The organism is Vibrio gigantis (assembly GCF_024347515.1).
Classification (GTDB): Bacteria; Pseudomonadota; Gammaproteobacteria; order Enterobacterales; family Vibrionaceae; genus Vibrio; species Vibrio gigantis.
In genome coordinates, this window is sequence record NZ_AP025492.1 from 1258829 (window position 1) to 1276839 (window position 18011).

Sequence of the window (18011 nt, forward strand, 5' to 3'; positions counted from 1 at the left end):
TCGTTAGACCGCTAACTCTCTTGCTGAGTCTTAAGAGTTTGGAACCCAAAATAGATACGCATAAATGTGGTGAGCCAACATGCTGCACCAAAGGTATAGGCGATAACAGCAAAGTGTTGTGGCCAAATACAAAAGGCAATGAAACAGGCGATGGTCTCTGTCCCTTCGGTTAGACCAGACATGTAGTAAAGAGATTTGTGCTTGTACACTGGATTCTCGATGCCTCGTTTGCCCGCCATGACTGCAAACGCCAAAAAGCTACTGCCTGTACCGATAAAAGAGAAGATCAAAAATGCACCGGCAATGGCATTGTGTTCTGGATTGGCAATCACAAAACCAAAAGGGATCAGTGAATAGAAAAGGAAATCTAAACTGATATCGAGAAAGCCGCCCGCATCACTGATATCTTGGATTCGAGCTAAGGCGCCATCAAGTCCATCGCAAACCCGGTTAAGTACAATAAATCCCAACGCCCATTCGTATTGTTGAAATGCCAACGCAGGAAATGCCAAACACCCAACCACAAATCCGAATAACGTGGTTTGATTGGCCGTTATACCAAGTTGGTTCAGTAATTTAGCCGACTGATTTAATGGCCACTTGATGACCTTTATAGAGTACTTATCCAGCATGGTTGCTTCTCCATGGCCAAGAGAGTACTTGAGCCCCTTGAGGCACATCTGCTTCGTCGTGCGTGACCATTAACGTTGGGATATTGGCTTTTGTTAATTGCTCAAACACCCAATCGCGAAATTGTGCTCTGAGCTCTTGGTCCAGCTTACTGAACGGTTCATCAAGTAGAGCCAATTTAGGCTTCGCCAATAACATACGAGTTAAACTGATTCTCGCTCGTTGACCACCAGAAATCTGATCAGGAAAAGATTCTGCTAAGTGTGTCAGTTCAATGTCTTTTAACGCAGCCATCGCTTGCTGTTGACGAGCGGAGCCCTTAATTGAATTAGGCAGAGAGAACGCCAAGTTCTCCCATACCTTGAGGTGTGGAAACAACAAGTCATCTTGAAACAAAATACCGACTTCACGCTGATGTGAAGGCAAGTCGTCCAACTGAATATCGTTTAATACAACGGTGCCAGAATACGAAAACTCTTCACCTAAGTGACCAGCAATCGCATCCAGTAATGTTGACTTTCCGCAGCCACTTGGTCCCATCAAAGCCAGTATTTTGCCAGATTCTAATGTTACGTTTAGCGCTGAAAATAGCGATACACCATCGTTTTTATGGATGGCGAGGTCGTTGAGGTGCAGACTCATTCGTTAGAAAACCCTTAAAAGTAAGACGGCGATATCTGAGTTGAAGTCGGCTGACCAATATCGCTAAAGAGAAAAAGAACAGAGGCAATAAGGCCTGCCAAATGGCGTAAATGGCGGTCACTCTGCGGTCGAAACCACTGGTTAGAGCAACCGCTTCTGTGGTGATTGTGCTAATGCGACCCGCGCCAAGCATTAATGTTGGTAAGTATTGAGCCAAACTCACACTGATCCCAACCGCCCAAGCGAAGGCAATGGCAGGCAACAAGATAGGCAGCTTAATAGAGTACCAACTTTGAAATGGCGATTTCCCCAAGCTGAGTGATGCTTTAATGAGTCCATCGTTGAAGCTTTTCCAAGGCCCGTCTAAAGACAAGTAAACAAATGGAAAGGCGAAGAATACGTGTGCCCAAATCACCCAGAACTCATAAGCGCTGCTGCCGATATAAAGCGTGGTCACTTGCATACCGAACAACACAGAGAGCTGAGGGATCAACATCGGAATCGCGATAATGAAGCCCGGAACTTGCCACTTGTATTTGATTCGGTATTCATGAGCAACTAGCGCGAGTAACAACGCAACGGAAGCGGCAATAAGCCCAATCCATAAGCTTTGCCCGACGGTGCTCATGATGCCATCCCACTCAAACTCCCAAAAACGCATGCTATAGCGACTAGGAAGTAAGTCCGGGAAGCGCCAACGTTGGGCCACACTCCAAATGATCATTAACGGAAACATCGTCATCGAAAGCAAGGCAAGGAAACTAAAGATAGACTTACCTGGTAGAGTAATACCGCTGCGCCCTGAATATTGCCATGATCTAAAGCCTTTCAGAGTTGCCCACTCAATAAGACGAGCTAAAGCAATCATAAGCGAGGCTAAGATAAACAAGATAATTGCGCCTGCGGCAGCTCTTGGTAGCAAGCTAAGATCGGGGTCATTAAACCAATGCCATACTAAGATAGCGAAGGTCGGTGGATTCGTTGGACCAAGAATCAGCGCAATATCAACAACCGATAGACTATAAGCGAGCACAGCCAGCATAGGGAAGCGAAGCTTAGTGAACCACTGGGGGAAAATACATTTCCACCAGATTTGTGAGCGGCTGTAACCTAAAGATGAACTCACCTTTGTAATACGCTCAACGTCGATTTGTTGAAGGATAGATATACTCATCAATAGTAAGAAAGGGATCTCTTTCAGCGCGAGCATGACTATAAGCCCTAGTGCATAAGGGTCTTTGACCAAAAGTGCAAGTTCAGAACTACTTCCTGATGCCCCAAATATATGATGGATTGATCTCGCGCCTAAGCCACTAGGGCCGAATAGAAAAGCAAACCCAATGGCGAAAGCTACGTGTGGAATAGACAACATCGGTGAGAGAGTAAGCTCTATCTTTCTCCAGAAAGGGCGTTGCCATGTTGCTTGTAAAATACAGAACGTTAGAAAACAAGCAAGATAGCTACTGATAAAGGCGGAACATAATGTTAAGCCAATTGAATGCCAAACACCTTCCCATTGAAAGACTTGGCTAAAACCGTTGAGTGTTGGCTCCTCTAAACCTAGGGGCGGGATGAAACTCAGTGACGAAGCCACTACTCCCGCGACCCCAGGAATGGTCGGGATAATGCACACAGCTATAACAACAAAATATAGAGCGCGTAGCATGAAGATTAGTTACCGTATCGCTTAAGCCACTCTTTCTCGAGCGCGTTTTGCCAGCTTGGGTGTGGTTCATCAATCGATTTAAATTGCTGAGTATTCTTAGCGCTACCCGTGAGGTATTTACTGCTTAATACTGAAGGATCGCCCCAAATATTGAGGTCACCTTTGCGCGATTGTGCTTCTGGGCTCAGCAAGAAGTTAATGGTCACTTGAGCGCCAGCATTTGCATTCGCATTCCAAGGGATTGCAAGGAAGTGAATATTAGATAAAGCCCCGCTTTCTAGAGCATAAGCCTTGGTGCTTTCGGCTAAGCGACCACTTGCTTGTGCTGAATAAACAGAGTTTGGGTTGAACGTAATCGCGAGGTCGAGCTGTCCATCATCCAGAAGTTGTATGCTTTCCGATGTGCCTGCAGGGAATTGTTTGCCACCGCGCCATGCCACTTTGTGGAATTTATCTAAGTAAGCCCACAGTGGTGCCGTAACTTCTTGGAAGTTGTCTTCTGAAACCTGCTGAGCCAGTGCTGGATTATTGTTTGTTAGCTCAATCAGTAGAGACTTGATGAAGCTAGTGCCATGAAATTCTGGTGGGCGAGGGTAGCTTAAGCGGTTAGGGAAAGCTTGAGCATAGCTCAACATCTCTGAAAACGATTGTGGGGGATTGTGCAGCGTCTCTTGGTCGTGGATGAACACAAGTTGTCCAACGCCCCAAGGAGCTTCTAGGCCTTCTGTAGGTTCAGAGAAGTCGACATCAATCGGTAAAGATTTATCAACGTACTTCCAATTTGGAAGTGATTCTGTGAATGGTCCAAACAACAACGCGTTGTCTTTCATCGAACGGAAGTTCTCGCCATTGATCCAAACGATATCGACACTGCCTTCTGTGTTCTTACCTGCTGCTTTTTCTGCGAGTAATCGAGTGGTGGTCTCTGCAATATCGGTCACTTTCACGTGTTTTAGCGTGACACCGTAATCACTTTGTAATTTCTTGCCTGCCCATTGTAGGTAGCGATTGATCTCTTGGCTTCCGCCCCAAGCGTGAAAGTAGACAGTTTCTCCTTCTGCCTGCTGTTCTATTTGGTTCCAGCTGTCGGTTGATGTTGCTTCATCAGCATAAATGGTTGCGCTGTATGCAACGGTTGCCATGATTCCTAACGTACTTACTATCTTGTTCATAAACTTTTCCATTTGGTAGTGAACGGGCAAGAGCATTGTATTTTCGAGCTCCCTAGGGCGTGTTGACCTTTCGTGGTTAAATTTTGTTCGAGATAAAAGCGTTTTAATCGCGGCGAGGGGGAAGTAGCCTAGTCATTCTAAGCAAATCTCCCTCAACAAAGAGTAAAACGCTTTTAGCCGAACCCTTCGGGCAGCGTTTGCTGGTCATTTCTACTACGTTATTGGCTTCTCATGTAGGCTAGCTACACATCGACGCCTCTGCCTTGTATAAATACCCAGCAACTCGCTGCAAAAATCAGCTCGAAAGATCAACACGCCCTATAGTTATTCTATCTGTTTCTGAAATAATTTCTAATTCAATAGTAAATTCAATCAATTACTTGAGAAGATGTCGGGAGTTCGCGGTTGAGTTTTGTTCGATATACACCTATCTCGAAAACTCAACAGACTCTAGGCTTTTGCCATCCTAGCAACAGACCGCTGGACCGGTGAATTTATTGCATCTAAATGAGAGATTTTTGAGGTTTATTGGAGGTTGGTACGAAAAGTCGGCGATGAGCGTCAATTTTGACGAAATAGTGAGGGTAAACTGACAATAAAAAAGGAGCCGTGAGGCTCCTTTAATCAATATTTGGTTTCGATGAGGGATCAGTTTACCCAGTCACGAATTGTGTACGTTAGTGTGTGTACATCGTTTTTCAGTATTAGCGTATCGTTTGTTAGCGTTACGTCGCTCCACTCGCTTAGAGTAGCAGAAACCGATTGCTCGATGTCCATCGCAGAGCCGTGACACATTTTCATTGTCATGCCCATTTGCTTGATACGGAATTGACCATCTTTCAGCTCGCCTTGACCGAAGAAGTTGTTACAACCAGCCATGCCGTTTGCAGTCATCTTTTCGCCGATCTCTAGACGAGGAGCTGCTTGATCTTCGCTTTTCGCAATGTCCTTGCCATCGATTTGCGCAAGTTCCCAATTATGGTGCTGTAGATCGGTTGGTGTTACTTGCATCGCGTTGTCACCTGTTGTTGTGCATGCTGCTAGCATCATAGGTAAAGCGGCTACTGCTAGTAATTTTTTTGAACTAAACTTCATATTATAAGGCTCCAAAGGAAAGAACGAAGTTACCGAATAAGTGTAACTTGATGGGTTCAAAGTATAGTTTACAAAACACTATATGTGTCAGTATAAGGTCATAGTTTAGTATGGATTTCATGAGCTAGGCGACAAATTAATCGCTTATTTTTGAGATAGTAAGCGTAATTTTGAATGTGTAAGGAGGCATGGTGGAGCAGTTAGAGTTTTTCCAAGTTCCAAGCCCTTGCGTTGGGGTTTGTTCAAGCGATGACAAAGGCTATTGCAATGGTTGTATGCGCAAAAGAGAAGAGCGTTTTAATTGGATGTCGATGACACCGTCAGAACAATTGCACGTCATCAAGCTGTGTCGTCAGCGTTATAGAAGAAAAATAATGAAGCAAAAAAACTTGGTTGGTAAGTCGATCGACGAAGAGGGAAATACAAGTCCCCAAAGAGATCTGTTTGGCTAAAGAGGAAGCATTAAGATTTATTTAACTCCGAAGTAACTATTACTTTACATAATGGTTGGGGTGTAATATCAAGGTAGGTACCTTTGTACCTGAAGGAGTGTTGTTGGTATGAATAAAAAGAACGTAAAACTCAAAAAAGAGCCAGTCACAGCACTGGACCGAAAACCGATTGGGGCGAAAGATGACCCTGAAGAGAGTCCGCGTGATTGGCATTCGATGTCAGAAGAAGAACGAATGGAAATCCTTTCTCACCTTTCAGACATGCCTTTCCAATAACACCGCTGGTTCTTAAGGGCCTTTCTTAAAGCTCAGCTTTCTTAAACAAACATGTGATTCGCTTTCGTTACACCACGATGGTATGTGCAAAATGTATCATCGGCCTCGGTGGTTTTACTGTGGATCTTAATGTTTGTGATCACTTCTACAGCCCCTGCATCGTAGCAAGCTTGTTCTGCTTTTTTAACGATATCGAGTAGTTGGTTGAGTTCACCTTTCATCGTGGTTTCCATCGCACCGACTTGGAAAGGCACATCGGCAGCTTTCACTACTTCAATGGCTTTATCAACCACTTCGAAGTTATTGCCTTCTTTAACGCGAGGTATCACTTGGAAGGCAACCATTACTTCTTTTTCTCTTTTTAACTCAGACACTTTCTGCTTACTCTAGGATAAGGAATTGTTGCAGATGATAGGTTAATGCGGAGACAAATTCTACAGCGACTATGCTGGTTGGATTACACTCGTTGCCTTACTTGCTACCCCAGTGGTCGCTTACCCAACCACCTATGTGTTCATCAAAATGACTACCACTGAACCTCTGGTTACGTTCAACCGAAGTATCACAATCATCTTGATTATCTATTAGGGTTTGTATGTAGTTTGCCATCGGGTCATTGGAACGTTGACGATCTCGGCGGGTTGCCACTTCCTTAATCAGTTGTAATCGATATGTAGAGCTAGCACGTTTCATTTCAATGACCTCCTGGTTTTAGACACTAATAGAAAAATCTAGTTGCCAGATATAGGGGCGTCAACGTGATTTAAGAGTATTTTTTTTGAGCAACCAAGAATCAATACGTTGGCATCATAATTCACAAAAGTGTCATTTAAGTTGGCATCTTTAGGGAGGTTCTTGGGTGTGAGTTTGTATTTTGTTGCATATAAAAAAGCCCAGTACAAACTGAGCTGATTATTTTATTTCTGGTTACTTAAAGCTACTTCTGGTTACTTTGAGCTATTGGGTTTGCTTTTAAATTGCTTAATACTCTTCTTTTTGGCTGTTCGTCGATTGGCCATTTTGTCTTTAGGCGGACGCTTGCGAGCTGTTGTTTCAGATGCCGGTTTGTCTGTAACAGGAAAACCTTCTAATGGTTGTAGCACTAGCAGCTTATTGGTCAGGCTGCGAATCGCATTAAGGTAGTCAGTTTCGCTGTGGCTAACTAGCGAGATCGCGCAGCCAGTACTTCCTGCTCTTGCTGTACGGCCAACACGGTGTACGTAAGTTGCTGAGTGAGATGGCAATTCAAAGTTAATCACGACAGGTAACTGATCAATATGGATGCCTCTAGCCATGACGTCGGTCGCGATAAGCACACGAGTCTCACCTTTTTTGAAACTTTCTAATGCTTGCTCTCGTTCTTCTTGGCTCTTATTTCCATGTAACGCACTCACACTGATTTTGGCTTTGTTCAATCGTTTAGTTAATGCGTCTGCATTGTCTTTAGCGCCAATAAAAACCAACACCTGTGGCCATTGATTTTGATTAAGTAAGGCAATCAATGCTTGAGCTTTACTGCCTTTGTTCACTAGATACAGGGTTTCTTCAATGGTTTCGACAACGCTGTTTTCTTGATGAGTCGTGATCTTCTCTGGGTTCGATAAAAGCGTTTCAGCCTGATTGACCAATTCTGGAGGAAGTGTCGCTGAGAATAGTAGTGATTGGCGCTTGCTAGGCAGTGCTGCGGTGATCGCTTGAATATCTGGCCAAAAGCCCATGTCGATCAGACGATCAGCTTCATCAAGAACTAGTGCTAGACATTGAGCTACTTCCAGTTCACCACTTTTGATTAACGCAAGTAGGCGGCCTGGTGTTGCGATAGCTAATTGTGGCTTGATGGATAATCGTTGCTGTTGATCATCGGTATTCACGCCGCCCGTTAAAGTTACGAGTTTGATATCAAGCGCTGTCGCGACAGGCTCTAAAGATTTCGTCACTTGAGATGCGAGTTCACGCGTTGGGACAATGATCAGTGCTTGCAGTTCATTTACATCATGATTGATGTTGTTCAGCAGTGGTAAGCCGAAGGCCAATGTTTTACCGCTACCCGTTTGAGCTAATGCAAGTACGTCTTTCCCCGTAATAATTGTAGGAATTACTGCTTGTTGTATCTCTGTCGGCTTATTGAATTGAGGTGGGAGCGCGGAGACGGTTTTAGCATTAAGGGTTAGGTTATCAAATGACATAAATGAACCAAGTATCAAAAGGGAGGTGGAGTCTAACAGGGCTGTAAATGTTAGAGAATCAGTTTTGTACGTTACACGATAAACACATTCATTATACGCGTTATTTTGTGACGATCTCTATGCGAGTTAATTAAACGTTTATCATATTGTAATGCTATCGAATGGACGTACAATGTCCGTCCTAAAAATGTTCATGAAAAGAGATCGAAATGAGTTGGGACAGTATCTGGCTGTTTATTGTTATCGTGTTTTTTATTGCCATTATACCGGGCCCTAATGCTTTGTTGGTATTAAGCACGGCCTTAACTCAAAGAAAGCTGTTCGCATTTGTGAACGTGTTAGGCGTTTCATGTGGTTTCTTTTTTCACGCTTTTATCTCGGCAAATGGAATAAGCCTGTTACTGTCGAACACTCCAATGGCCTTTGAAGGGCTAAAATGGGCTGGGGTTTTGTGTCTTGTCTGGCTTGGATACAACCATTTCCGTGCAGCACTGCGCGCTCAAGAGGGCGTACTTTCTGTGGTAAGTGCATCGGGAAGTAAGCTTTATAGCCAATTTTTCAAAGGGCTCCTCACGAATCTACTGAATCCTAAAATCGTCTTGTTTTATCTTTCTATATTTCCTCAATTTGTTTCAACAGATGCGATTGTGACAGACAGTCTCATGCTTGGTGGAATTCAGGCGATGGTCGTTTCGATGTGGTTCTTGGTTGTGATCTTAATGGCGGATACGTTTAAGCGCTTATTGGTTCAAAAGCGTACCTCGCAAATGATGAATATTGTATGTGGCGTGTTATTTGTCGGCTTCAGTATTCAGTTGGCGTTGTTTCAGCTTTAGGGTAATCACACGAAGAGTTGGGTCTTTACCTATCTAGCTCAGTTCCATTTCTGACTCAGATCTCATTTTTTGTTGAATGCCAAGCAATTCTTATTTCTCTGTATAAATCTCTAAAGCATTAGCTCGGGAAGTCGATATAATGACCAGATATCAATTTGGTGAATGTGTAATTTGAAACCCAATTGAAACTAATGTCTATTGCTTGACCGAATAACAGAGACAGGGAGTCAATATGCGTGAAGATTCATTCACCCAGAAACGCAAATATTACCGCTTAAAGTACCCTCAAAAGGCACGTCCGGTGATGCGAGTTAAGGATGAGCTTTTTCATGTCAGCGAAGTTTCTGAAAAGGGTGTGCGCTTGATGATGCGTAACATCATTCCGGTTTATCGTGGCTTTTCAATGGCCGGCACCTTGAGGTTGCATGACAACAGCAGTATTGATATTAGTGGCGCAGTGCTGAGACAAGAGGGCGACGAAGTGATCGTTCAGTTATCACAAGGCCCAAGTTTCAAAGATATGGTGTCTGAACAAAGGCACATTAGGCAAAAATATCCGGTATTTTTTGCAAGCCTTAGGGTGGCATAAAGAGCTTCTAACGTTAGATGCTTAAGCCCAAATAGATTATTTTGAGTAGAGATTAAAAAGCCCAGCGATCTCATAGGTGCTGGGCTTTGTTATATCTATCAAATTAGATAAAGGGACAAATTAAAGAGCTTAGTTACTCTATAGCTCGTCTACTGTTGCCCAAACCGCCGCTAGCATGTCGTGACCAAACGCGACACTACGCTCCGGCGACCAGCCATAAAGTTCGTCAGCATGGCTGATGTGATCTTTAAATGGCATCTCGACCGTGTAAGCCAAACACTTGAATTGCTCACCGATCCAGTTTGTGCCAACGGTCATATTCGCTTTGCCTGGCTCGTCTTTGTCGTAACCAAACTCATCTTGGAACTCTGGCGTGATCGTCAGTAGTGCTTGCTTGAAGTGGTTTTCTAGCTTCGCGATGCGTTCGTTGTATGAAGGCGTGCCTTCGCTACCTGCTACAAAGTTATATGGAATCGCTTCGTCGCCGTGAATGTCTAAACACATATCAACGCCCGTTTCTAACATGCGCTCTCGCACAAGAAATACTTCTGGGCTGCGCTCCATCGACGGGGATTGCCATTCGCGGTTCAGGTTTACGCCAATTGCGTTGGTACGCAGGTGACCACGGATACTGCCATCTGGGTTCATGTTTGGTACAACGCGGAAAACAACGCTGTCTAGAAGAGAGCGACCCACTGTGTCTGTCTCATCAAGCAGGCGTTGAAGCAGGCCTTCGATTAACCATTCAGCCATTGTCTCGCCAGGGTGTTGGCGGCCAATAACCCAAATGTTTTTCTTCTCTTCACTTGGTTCACCAATAGTTAGCAAAGTGATGTCGTTGTTGTCTAGCGTGTGACCGAGTGTTTCAAGCTTACAAGCAGGGTGCGTCTGTGCGCTGTGCAGAAGGTCTTGGTGACGATCGTACGAGTAAGGTGCGAAGTACGCGAAGTACATTGAATCGTGCTCTGGAATGATATCAAAGCTTAGTGTGTCGCCATCGAACTGAGATGGGATACGGAACCACTCTTCGCGGTCATACGATGCAACCACATCGTAATCTTTCCAGCCTTCAGGGTAAGCAGACGTTGCCAATTGGCCGATTTCAAAGTGGTGAGCTTGTTGAGCTTCACTTTCCAAACGGAAGTGGAACCACTGAGAGATTTGAGTCTGGTTGTCTGCAGGGATGGTCAGTTGAATGTTTTGTGGTGAATCTGCTGAAACGACGTGAATGTTGCCGCTTTCGAAATTGCTGAAAATTTTCATTGTAGTTTTTATCTCGTAGTTGAGTTGCCGTAAGACTAGCACACTTTTTTTCGAGCAAACCACTAACTAAATCGTAATGAGATGTTATTTCAACTATCTACTTTTTAGTTATCTATTTTGAACAACCCACTTTCCAATTATCGACGCTGGCAAGTTGTACACCCACGACAGGCAGAACGTGTGTGGCGATCTAACTTGCTACGTTGAACCTTACAGTAAGCGTTTTTCAATGCTCTTCGTCCAGAAAACCAATCATCAGGTTTCGCAAGGATCAGATAACCATTAAAGCGCTTCACAAGTTCGACTCTATTTTGATCGATGAACTTGCTATCAAACCCAATTTCAAAGTAATTGAGCGCTTGTTCGATTGAGGTGAAGCTCGCCATTTTTTTCTGGAATTCTGTTTGGTTCATGGTGAGTTGGTTTATGAACTGGTGGCAACTATTGTACCGAGTTCATGTTTTGTTTTATTGATTTTAGTTATGACTTACCTAGGTTTGAATCGGAGCCTTTCTTAACTTGAAGTGATCTTTTTAACTCTTTGAGGGTTATAGATAAAGTATTAACAAACAGTGACAGGAAAGAATCAATGAATCGAATAAATCCAAAGAAACTACTTCGCAGCAAATGGACAGCCGTTAGCCCAGTGAAGAAAGAAAAACACTTTATTGTCACAGAGGTCGAGTGTGAAGAAGGGGAGGTCACTCGTTGTTTGATAGAAGCGGTGATGACCAAAAGAGAGGAAGACATTAACTGGCGGGATCTAACCGACAAGGAGTATTGGCTTCCTGGGTGGAAATAAGGATATGAAGTAGAGGGGCAGTCGCTCGCCCCTACGTATTCTAATTACCTGTCGTCGCACGCTCTTGCCAGTATTTTAGGCCTTCTAACACGCCCGCAGCATGTGTTGCGCTGCTGGTATATACATTGTCTCTGTCGGATAGGTGAGCAACCTCAGGGTAATGGTTAGCCACCAATATCGAGTTTACGCCTTCAATTGTGAGCATTGAGGTGTCGTTGGCAGAGTCACCGGCGACACACACTTCTTCTACACTTAAATTATGCTGTTTGAGCAGGTGATGAATAGCTGTTGCCTTATTGACGCCCTTTGGTGTGATGTCCAAGTACCAATCGTGAGAGTAGGTCAGGTGTACATCCACCCCGTGCGACTCCAAGCTTGATTCGATCAATTCATGTTGAGGCTCAGATAGCTTCCCTTCAAAAGTCATCTTGTAATCACCTTGATGGTTTTCAAAGCGTTCACCCATAAAGTCGAGTGGTGCGAGTGCTGTCTCGACTTTGGATTTGTTCCACGACGCTTCTAACTGGTTGCGCCAAACATGATCGGGCTTTTGGGAGTGAACGTGATGAATTCTCGTGCCCACATCACTGATAATACTGTGTGGTTTCGGGTAGTTATCTGATGCCAAACCCACTCGAATAGAAGGTAGAGTTCTCCCTGTTGCGATGATAAAACGGATATCAGGTTGCTCGGTTAGGTAGTCAAATAACTGATTCACCCCATGAGAAGAGCCTCCATCCAGCGTCCCGTCAAAGTCACACACCAGCATTTTTATCATTCGAATTCCTTGTCTTTTTCTCTAATTCATCGTGGGAAAATGTCCAATTCTTCCATAAATAATGGCTTAGCTATGAGGACTCTACAAGTTGTCTTTCGGTTTGGATAATCGACGTTTAATAGTTTGCAGCAAGTATCACAGTTGATGTGATGTTTTAAGATTCTTGGTTGAAAAGGTCTATTTTATCTCGCTGACTTTAGCCAGTTCACCTATGGATTTTATGTAGATGCCGAGTGTGGGCCTTATCCCTGTCGCAGAGTGGATGACCAACTTTGAAACGCCATTAAACCTTAACAAATGGTTTGTATTCAAATTATTTGTGCACGAACTATTTGATGCCATTCTTGGTCTATTTGGCGTATTAATTACTCAAATGTAAAATAAATATTCAATAATCTATCAGTAAGTAATACATAATATCGCTATCGTTCTTCTTGGTTGATTGTCTTTTGTTTTCAGTATCTTGGGTGTTTGTTGTTTTGTTTTTAATCGTTGTTTTTTCTAGGGGATTAGTAGTTTTGTGAATGAGTTACAGTACGATACCCCTTGATTTACACTGCTTGATTACTTAGAGTGCTAATCGTTTTTTGAGTTTAAATAACCGTTTTAAGTTTAAATAACTATAAGTTTAGATAACTAACAAAGGATTAGATTACATGGATCCCATACTGGAAGTTAAGGGACTGTACAAGGTGTTTGGTGAAGACACCGACCGTGCTTTTACGATGATTAATCAAGGTGCGGACAAAGACAAAGTTTTTGAAGAAACAGGTCTAACGATCGGCGTTAACGATGTTTCTCTTAGTATTCAAGAAGGCGAGATTTTCGTAATAATGGGACTGTCAGGATCTGGCAAATCAACCCTAGTTCGCCTTCTTAACCGCTTGATTGAACCTACCAAAGGTAATGTGCTTCTACGAGGCAAAGACATTGCCCACATCTCAGAAGATGAACTCCGCGAAGTTCGCCGCAACAACATCTCCATGGTTTTCCAAAATTTCGCATTGATGCCCCACATGACTGTGATAGAAAACGCAGCGTTTGGCCTTGAGCTTGCGGGTGTTGAAATGGAAACGCGAAAACAGTCGGCATTTGAAGCGTTAGAGCGTGTAGGTCTTGGCGCATATTCAGAGTCTTACCCAGATGAATTATCTGGTGGTATGAAGCAGCGTGTGGGTTTAGCTCGTGCTCTAGCATGTGACCCAGATATCCTCTTAATGGATGAAGCGTTCTCTGCACTTGATCCTTTGATTCGTACTGAGATGCAAGATGAACTTATTCGTCTGCAAAATGATGATAAACGAACCATTGTTTTCATCTCTCATGATTTGGATGAAGCGATGAGAATCGGTGACCGTATTGCCATCATGCAAAATGGCGAAGTGGTTCAAGTTGGTACCCCTGACGACATTCTTAATAACCCAGCTAACGATTATGTCGAAGCTTTCTTTCGCGGTGTAAACGTAGCAAGCGTGCTTACTGTGAAGGACATTGCTCGCAAGAAACCTGCTGCGGTATTTAAGAAATCTGAGCACGATGGCCCAGCCTCTGCTTTGCAAATCTTAATGGATAACGACCGTGAATACGGCATCGTTGTTGAGAAGAGCAGTCACTACTCAGGCATCGTTTCTATCGATTCCCTTCGCAAAGCCCACAAAGAGAATAAATCCTTAGTTAGTGCTCAGCTAAGTGATGGCTTAACTCTGAATCCAGATTTACCAATCAATGATGTGCTTGGCCTTGTTGGCGGTGTGCCTTATTCCGTTCCTGTTGTGGACGAGCAAGGCAATTACTTTGGCGTTGTGACTAAGTCACGACTGCTACAAACATTAGATAAGGGATAGATCATGTCGTCTGAACAAACAAATAATGACCCATGGTCTCAATCTGCTCCAGCAGCTCAACCTGCAAGTGATCCTTGGGGGCAAGCCGCAGATACCTCACCATCAGCAGATTGGTTAAGCAGTGAAACAGTTGAAGTTACTCCTTTTGATCCACTTAACCCTTTTGCTGAAGCCGTACTACCAGTTGATACTTGGGTTGAGTCTGGACTTAATTGGTTGGTTGAGCACGGACGCCCACTGTTTCAGGCTATTCGTGTACCGATCGATTTCATCCTAAGTTCATTTGAAACGGCGTTGGTGTCTACACCTGCACCATTCATGTTGCTGATCTTGTTTTTAGTCGCATGGCAGTTTTCAAACTTGAAGCTTGGTGTGGCTACGGCCGTATCTTTGACATTCATTGGTTTGATTGGCGCTTGGTCTGAAGCGATGACCACGTTGTCACTGGTCATGACATCGGTGTTCTTCTGTCTGTTGATTGGCTTACCCATGGGGATATGGCTTGCCCGAAGTAACACGGCGGCTAAATTCGTGCGCCCAATTTTGGATGCCATGCAAACCACACCAGCCTTCGTTTATCTCGTACCCATCGTAATGCTGTTTGGCATAGGAAACGTACCGGGTGTTGTTGTGACCATCATATTCGCGCTGCCGCCAGTGGTACGTTTAACCATCTTAGGTATTCAGCAAGTACCGGAAGAACTGATCGAAGCGGGTCACTCATTCGGCGCAAGCAAAAAACAGATGCTTTATCGAATTCAACTGCCACTAGCACTGCCAACCATCATGGCAGGCGTTAACCAAACACTGATGTTGTCGCTATCTATGGTGGTTATTGCATCAATGATCGCTGTAGGTGGTTTGGGCCAAATGGTACTGAGAGGTATCGGCCGTTTAGATATGGGATTGGCCGCAGTCGGTGGTCTTGGCATCGTTATTCTCGCGATCTTATTGGATCGCATCACTCAAGTGTTGGGTGTAAATGCAGGCAATACAAAATTACGCTGGTACCGCATGGGGCCTGTTTCCCTTGTACTTAATGCTTTAAATCGCGGTAACAAATCAGAACTTCAATTAAGGAAAAACACCAATGAATAATTCATGGAAGAGCAAACTTGCAGTGAGCATCGTTTCTACACTGGCAGTATCAACGAACGTGTGGGCAGCAAGCCTACCGGGTGAAGGCGTATCTGTTCAGCCTGTTCAATCGTCTGTAGCGGAAGAGACATTTCAAACATTGATCGTGAACCGTGCTCTAGAAGAACTTGGCTATGACGTGAAATCAACTCAAGAAGTAGACTACAACGTAGGTTACACCTCAATTGCAAAAGGTGACGCAACGTTCCTAACGGTAGGTTGGTTCCCGCTTCATGCAGACAAATACACAATGGCGGGTGGTGATGAAAAATTCTACCGCGAAGGCCAATATGTAAGTGGTGCCGCTCAAGGGTACCTAATTGATAAGAAGACCGCAGAAAAGTATAACATCACCAACATTGGTCAATTAACTGATCCAAAAATCGCGAAGCTGTTTGATGCGGATGGTGATGGCAAAGCAGACCTAACGGGCTGTAACCCAGGTTGGGGTTGTGAGATGGTTATCGAACACCAACTTTCAGCATTCAAACTGGACGACACGGTGACTCACAATCAAGGTAACTACGCTGCAATCATTGCAGACACAATTTCTCGTTACCAAAAGGGTGAATCAATCCTTTACTACACGTGGACACCTTACTGGGTAAGTGGCGTATTGGTTTCAAACGAAGATGTAGTTTGGCTAGAAGTACCTTTTTCAGCTCTCCCAGGCGAGCGTTCGAACGTGGATACGACGTTATCAAACGGCAAAAATTACGGCTTCGAAATGAACTCAATGCGTATTATTGCGAACAAAGAGTTTGCTAAGAACAACCCATCAGCAGCGAAGCTTTTCGAAATCATCAAACTTAACATCAATGATGTAAGTGCTCAGAACATGATGATGAGTAAAGGTAAGAATAGCTCTGCAGATATTGAAGCGCATGTAAACGGTTGGATCAAAGCGAACCAAAGCACGTTTGATGGTTGGATTTCTGAAGCGAAGAAAGCAGCACTGTAACTCTGCTCTGTATTTGTTTTGTCTTACCAGACATTTCGATTTGAAATGATGGGCGTTTTAGTGATTGTGTAGAGTCACTGAATCACCTTCAAATGCAGTGAGAAGTCGACAAGCGTGAACATTAAAAAGCCAGCAGTCCAATTTGGATTGTTGGCTTTTTGTTTTCTGTTTCGACTCTGAGCTTCTAGTTTTTAATTATAGCTTCTAGCGTTCGCCTTGAACTTCGAAGTCGTCGCTTACTAGGCGAGCATAGCCATCGGCTTGTAGCTCCCAGTGTTCACGGTGTACAACACCAAATGCTTTGTTCATTGTCCAGCTAGCGGTAAGGATGTATCCGCCTTCTGGGTGTTCTTCCCATTTTACGTCAGTGTAATCAACGTCTTTGAAACCTTGGTCCATGATACCTTGCCAGAATGCTTGAATCGCTTCACGACCTTCAAAAGTACCAAATGGACGAGCTTCCATTACGCAGTTCTCTGTATATTGATCTGCACAACCTTTCGCATCTTGGCTGTTGAATGCTTTTTGCCATGCGTTAATGCCTTGCTTACACGCTTCTAATACTTGATTGTTTGACATTGTTTTCTCCATAACAGTCTTCTTCTAAACACTGTGTTTTTGATTGGGTTATCTCGATAAGTTGAATGTAGTTTAGTCTTGGTAATTGATTTGAAAAACAGAGATAATAGAAAATACTGTTTGTAAAAAGAGAACAATAAGATGAGTAAGCTAAAACAGATGTCGATTTTCGCTCATATCGTAGAGCAAGGCTCAGTATCGGCCGCGGCTGAAAAACTAGAGTTGTCTAAATCTGTTGTCAGTCAGCATCTAAAGATTTTGGAGCAAGAGCTCGGTGCTTCTCTCCTTAAACGGACAACGCGAAGACAAACCTTGACCAGTATGGGAGAGCGGTTCTATCTAAGTTGTAAGGATATTAACGTGATCGCCGAATCGGCATGGGATATGGCGAAATCTGAGTTGGAAGAGCCTCAGGGGCGGATTCGCATCACGGCTCCGAATGCGTTGATGGACTTGTTGGTTGCGCCTGTTATTGCGGATCTGATGAAACAGTACCCAAAGCTAAAGCCGGAATTGATCAGTGATGATCAACACTTAGATTTCATGGAGCACGATATTGATCTTGCGGTACGAGTCGGCAGTTCACGTGACAGCAACCTAAAGCAGAAACGGTTAGGTGAGTTTAAAGATGTATTATGTGGAGTCAAAAGCATGCGAGAGCGTGAGCTTGATTCTATCCCTTATATTGCTAACTCATGGCAAGGAAAACAGGTGACTCATTGCTTTAGTTCTCAAAGTAAACAAGACTTTGTCTACCAACAACAAGCTAGCTGTACTACCAACTCATTTCATAGCTGTCTTGCCTTAATCAAATCAGGCGTTGGCATTGGTGTGATCCCAGACTTCTACCTTTCTCAGTTACCGAATGAGGTTGTCGATGTGCTGCCAAGCTTTGAATTACCAACCAACACCGTTTATGCGCTGAACCCATTCACTTCCAACACGCCTATCGCCATTCAACTTTGTGTTCAAGCATTAGAAGAGAAGCTTAAACAGGATTTCATCAAAAGCTGATCATGTGATGTTGCCGCGTTGTGTGAGAGTAATAAAGGCGGTAACAAAGCGTAAAAACTTCGAGTTATATAGACGCCTTATTAGATGGC

Annotated in this window: 22 protein-coding genes; 10 read left to right on the forward strand and 12 right to left on the reverse strand. The window is 43.8% G+C overall.

Features of this window, described 5'->3' with window-relative positions:
- Positions 1-11: 11 nt before the first annotated feature.
- From OCV56_RS05725 to OCV56_RS05745, 5 genes are all read right to left on the reverse strand, one after another.
- On the reverse strand, positions 12-632 hold the full coding sequence (locus OCV56_RS05725) for a CDP-alcohol phosphatidyltransferase family protein (RefSeq protein ID WP_086713040.1): 621 nt from the start codon (positions 630-632) through the stop codon (positions 12-14).
- Complete coding sequence (locus tag OCV56_RS05730; RefSeq protein ID WP_086713041.1) at positions 622-1272, reverse strand: ATP-binding cassette domain-containing protein; 651 nt, start codon at positions 1270-1272, stop codon at positions 622-624. Before OCV56_RS05730 ends, OCV56_RS05725 begins: the two co-directional genes overlap by 11 nt.
- Positions 1238-2938 carry an ABC transporter permease gene (locus OCV56_RS05735; RefSeq protein WP_086713042.1) on the reverse strand — a complete coding sequence of 567 codons (1701 nt, stop codon included), beginning with the start codon at positions 2936-2938 and terminating at the stop codon, positions 1238-1240. Before OCV56_RS05735 ends, OCV56_RS05730 begins: the two co-directional genes overlap by 35 nt.
- 5 nt (positions 2939-2943) lie before the next feature.
- Positions 2944-4110 (reverse strand): ABC transporter substrate-binding protein, encoded by a 1167-nt coding sequence (locus OCV56_RS05740; RefSeq protein WP_086713043.1) that lies wholly within the window; start codon positions 4108-4110, stop codon positions 2944-2946.
- A 648-nt stretch (positions 4111-4758) separates the two neighbouring features.
- Positions 4759-5205 (reverse strand): META domain-containing protein, encoded by a 447-nt coding sequence (locus OCV56_RS05745; RefSeq protein WP_086713044.1) that lies wholly within the window; start codon positions 5203-5205, stop codon positions 4759-4761.
- Between the two features lie 188 nt (positions 5206-5393).
- Here OCV56_RS05745 and OCV56_RS05750 point away from each other — a divergent pair, with 188 nt between their 5' ends.
- Positions 5394-5657, forward strand: coding sequence for a DUF1289 domain-containing protein (locus tag OCV56_RS05750; protein WP_086713045.1), 264 nt, complete (start codon positions 5394-5396; stop codon positions 5655-5657).
- 108 nt (positions 5658-5765) lie between these two features.
- On the forward strand, positions 5766-5933 hold the full coding sequence (locus OCV56_RS05755; RefSeq protein ID WP_167373166.1) for a hypothetical protein: 168 nt from the start codon (positions 5766-5768) through the stop codon (positions 5931-5933).
- A gap of 41 nt (positions 5934-5974) precedes the next feature.
- Here the strand turns inward: OCV56_RS05755 and OCV56_RS05760 are convergent, their stop codons facing one another.
- The 3 genes from OCV56_RS05760 to OCV56_RS05770 form a co-directional block, all read right to left on the reverse strand.
- Positions 5975-6277, reverse strand: coding sequence for a thiamine-binding protein (locus OCV56_RS05760; protein ID WP_017065764.1), 303 nt, complete (start codon positions 6275-6277; stop codon positions 5975-5977).
- A gap of 127 nt (positions 6278-6404) precedes the next feature.
- Complete coding sequence (locus OCV56_RS05765; RefSeq protein ID WP_086713046.1) at positions 6405-6626, reverse strand: hypothetical protein; 222 nt, start codon at positions 6624-6626, stop codon at positions 6405-6407.
- A gap of 254 nt (positions 6627-6880) precedes the next feature.
- Positions 6881-8119 carry a DEAD/DEAH box helicase gene (locus tag OCV56_RS05770; RefSeq protein ID WP_086713047.1) on the reverse strand — a complete coding sequence of 413 codons (1239 nt, stop codon included), beginning with the start codon at positions 8117-8119 and terminating at the stop codon, positions 6881-6883.
- Positions 8120-8328: 209 nt separating this feature from the next.
- Between OCV56_RS05770 and OCV56_RS05775 the strand changes: the two genes are divergently transcribed.
- Both OCV56_RS05775 and OCV56_RS05780 read left to right on the forward strand, forming a co-directional pair.
- Positions 8329-8955 (forward strand): LysE family translocator, encoded by a 627-nt coding sequence (locus OCV56_RS05775; protein WP_086713048.1) that lies wholly within the window; start codon positions 8329-8331, stop codon positions 8953-8955.
- Positions 8956-9187: 232 nt separating this feature from the next.
- Positions 9188-9544, forward strand: coding sequence for a PilZ domain-containing protein (locus tag OCV56_RS05780; RefSeq protein ID WP_086713049.1), 357 nt, complete (start codon positions 9188-9190; stop codon positions 9542-9544).
- Between the two features lie 138 nt (positions 9545-9682).
- Here the strand turns inward: OCV56_RS05780 and OCV56_RS05785 are convergent, their stop codons facing one another.
- Both OCV56_RS05785 and OCV56_RS05790 read right to left on the reverse strand, forming a co-directional pair.
- Positions 9683-10807: a M14 family metallopeptidase gene (locus OCV56_RS05785; protein WP_086713050.1), complete on the reverse strand. Its 1125-nt coding sequence runs from the start codon at positions 10805-10807 to the stop codon at positions 9683-9685.
- A gap of 137 nt (positions 10808-10944) precedes the next feature.
- Positions 10945-11220, reverse strand: coding sequence for a nitrogenase-stabilizing/protective protein NifW (locus tag OCV56_RS05790; RefSeq protein ID WP_086713051.1), 276 nt, complete (start codon positions 11218-11220; stop codon positions 10945-10947).
- Positions 11221-11396: 176 nt separating this feature from the next.
- Between OCV56_RS05790 and OCV56_RS05795 the strand changes: the two genes are divergently transcribed.
- A complete protein-coding gene (locus OCV56_RS05795) occupies positions 11397-11609 on the forward strand; it encodes a TIGR02450 family Trp-rich protein (protein WP_086713052.1) in 213 nt (70 codons plus the stop codon).
- Between the two features lie 40 nt (positions 11610-11649).
- Here OCV56_RS05795 and OCV56_RS05800 read toward each other — a convergent pair whose 3' ends face one another.
- Positions 11650-12387: an HAD-IIB family hydrolase gene (locus tag OCV56_RS05800; RefSeq protein WP_086713053.1), complete on the reverse strand. Its 738-nt coding sequence runs from the start codon at positions 12385-12387 to the stop codon at positions 11650-11652.
- A 226-nt stretch (positions 12388-12613) separates the two neighbouring features.
- Between OCV56_RS05800 and OCV56_RS05805 the strand changes: the two genes are divergently transcribed.
- The 4 genes from OCV56_RS05805 to proX all read left to right on the forward strand — a co-directional run bounded on the left by OCV56_RS05805 (position 12614) and on the right by proX (position 16329).
- A complete protein-coding gene (locus OCV56_RS05805; RefSeq protein WP_158094622.1) occupies positions 12614-12766 on the forward strand; it encodes a hypothetical protein in 153 nt (50 codons plus the stop codon).
- 277 nt (positions 12767-13043) lie between these two features.
- Positions 13044-14231 carry a glycine betaine/L-proline ABC transporter ATP-binding protein ProV gene (gene proV / locus OCV56_RS05810; protein WP_086713054.1) on the forward strand — a complete coding sequence of 396 codons (1188 nt, stop codon included), beginning with the start codon at positions 13044-13046 and terminating at the stop codon, positions 14229-14231.
- A 3-nt stretch (positions 14232-14234) separates the two neighbouring features.
- Positions 14235-15329 (forward strand): glycine betaine/L-proline ABC transporter permease ProW, encoded by a 1095-nt coding sequence (gene proW / locus OCV56_RS05815; protein ID WP_086713055.1) that lies wholly within the window; start codon positions 14235-14237, stop codon positions 15327-15329.
- A complete protein-coding gene (proX, locus tag OCV56_RS05820) occupies positions 15322-16329 on the forward strand; it encodes a glycine betaine/L-proline ABC transporter substrate-binding protein ProX (RefSeq protein ID WP_086713056.1) in 1008 nt (335 codons plus the stop codon). The genes proW and proX overlap by 8 nt, the downstream gene beginning before the upstream one ends.
- Before the next feature lie 204 nt (positions 16330-16533).
- Here proX and OCV56_RS05825 read toward each other — a convergent pair whose 3' ends face one another.
- On the reverse strand, positions 16534-16908 hold the full coding sequence (locus tag OCV56_RS05825) for a YybH family protein (protein ID WP_086713057.1): 375 nt from the start codon (positions 16906-16908) through the stop codon (positions 16534-16536).
- 141 nt (positions 16909-17049) lie between these two features.
- Between OCV56_RS05825 and OCV56_RS05830 the strand changes: the two genes are divergently transcribed.
- Entirely contained in the window at positions 17050-17922 is an 873-nt protein-coding gene (locus OCV56_RS05830; protein ID WP_086713058.1) for a LysR family transcriptional regulator, read from the forward strand.
- The last annotated feature ends 89 nt before the right edge of the window (positions 17923-18011 follow it).

Excerpts from the sequence above, each read along its gene's own strand:
- OCV56_RS05730 (WP_086713041.1), bottom strand. The coding sequence starts at position 1,272 with ATGAGTCTGCACCTCAACGACCTCGCCATCCATAAAAACGATGGTGTA.
- proV (WP_086713054.1), top strand. The coding sequence starts at position 13,044 with ATGGATCCCATACTGGAAGTTAAGGGACTGTACAAGGTGTTTGGTGAA.
- OCV56_RS05765 (WP_086713046.1), bottom strand. The coding sequence starts at position 6,626 with ATGAAACGTGCTAGCTCTACATATCGATTACAACTGATTAAGGAAGTG.
- OCV56_RS05790 (WP_086713051.1), bottom strand. The coding sequence starts at position 11,220 with ATGAACCAAACAGAATTCCAGAAAAAAATGGCGAGCTTCACCTCAATC.
- OCV56_RS05785 (WP_086713050.1), bottom strand. The coding sequence starts at position 10,807 with ATGAAAATTTTCAGCAATTTCGAAAGCGGCAACATTCACGTCGTTTCA.
- OCV56_RS05760 (WP_017065764.1), bottom strand. The coding sequence starts at position 6,277 with ATGGTTGCCTTCCAAGTGATACCTCGCGTTAAAGAAGGCAATAACTTC.
- OCV56_RS05795 (WP_086713052.1), top strand. The coding sequence starts at position 11,397 with ATGAATCGAATAAATCCAAAGAAACTACTTCGCAGCAAATGGACAGCC.
- OCV56_RS05775 (WP_086713048.1), top strand. The coding sequence starts at position 8,329 with ATGAGTTGGGACAGTATCTGGCTGTTTATTGTTATCGTGTTTTTTATT.
- proX (WP_086713056.1), top strand. The coding sequence starts at position 15,322 with ATGAATAATTCATGGAAGAGCAAACTTGCAGTGAGCATCGTTTCTACA.
- OCV56_RS05735 (WP_086713042.1), bottom strand. The coding sequence starts at position 2,938 with ATGCTACGCGCTCTATATTTTGTTGTTATAGCTGTGTGCATTATCCCG.
- OCV56_RS05725 (WP_086713040.1), bottom strand. The coding sequence starts at position 632 with ATGCTGGATAAGTACTCTATAAAGGTCATCAAGTGGCCATTAAATCAG.
- proW (WP_086713055.1), top strand. The coding sequence starts at position 14,235 with ATGTCGTCTGAACAAACAAATAATGACCCATGGTCTCAATCTGCTCCA.
- OCV56_RS05755 (WP_167373166.1), top strand. The coding sequence starts at position 5,766 with ATGAATAAAAAGAACGTAAAACTCAAAAAAGAGCCAGTCACAGCACTG.
- OCV56_RS05745 (WP_086713044.1), bottom strand. The coding sequence starts at position 5,205 with ATGAAGTTTAGTTCAAAAAAATTACTAGCAGTAGCCGCTTTACCTATG.
- OCV56_RS05830 (WP_086713058.1), top strand. The coding sequence starts at position 17,050 with ATGAGTAAGCTAAAACAGATGTCGATTTTCGCTCATATCGTAGAGCAA.
- OCV56_RS05825 (WP_086713057.1), bottom strand. The coding sequence starts at position 16,908 with ATGTCAAACAATCAAGTATTAGAAGCGTGTAAGCAAGGCATTAACGCA.
- OCV56_RS05740 (WP_086713043.1), bottom strand. The coding sequence starts at position 4,110 with ATGAACAAGATAGTAAGTACGTTAGGAATCATGGCAACCGTTGCATAC.
- OCV56_RS05780 (WP_086713049.1), top strand. The coding sequence starts at position 9,188 with ATGCGTGAAGATTCATTCACCCAGAAACGCAAATATTACCGCTTAAAG.
- OCV56_RS05770 (WP_086713047.1), bottom strand. The coding sequence starts at position 8,119 with ATGTCATTTGATAACCTAACCCTTAATGCTAAAACCGTCTCCGCGCTC.
- OCV56_RS05800 (WP_086713053.1), bottom strand. The coding sequence starts at position 12,387 with ATGATAAAAATGCTGGTGTGTGACTTTGACGGGACGCTGGATGGAGGC.
- OCV56_RS05805 (WP_158094622.1), top strand. The coding sequence starts at position 12,614 with ATGCCGAGTGTGGGCCTTATCCCTGTCGCAGAGTGGATGACCAACTTT.
- OCV56_RS05750 (WP_086713045.1), top strand. The coding sequence starts at position 5,394 with ATGGTGGAGCAGTTAGAGTTTTTCCAAGTTCCAAGCCCTTGCGTTGGG.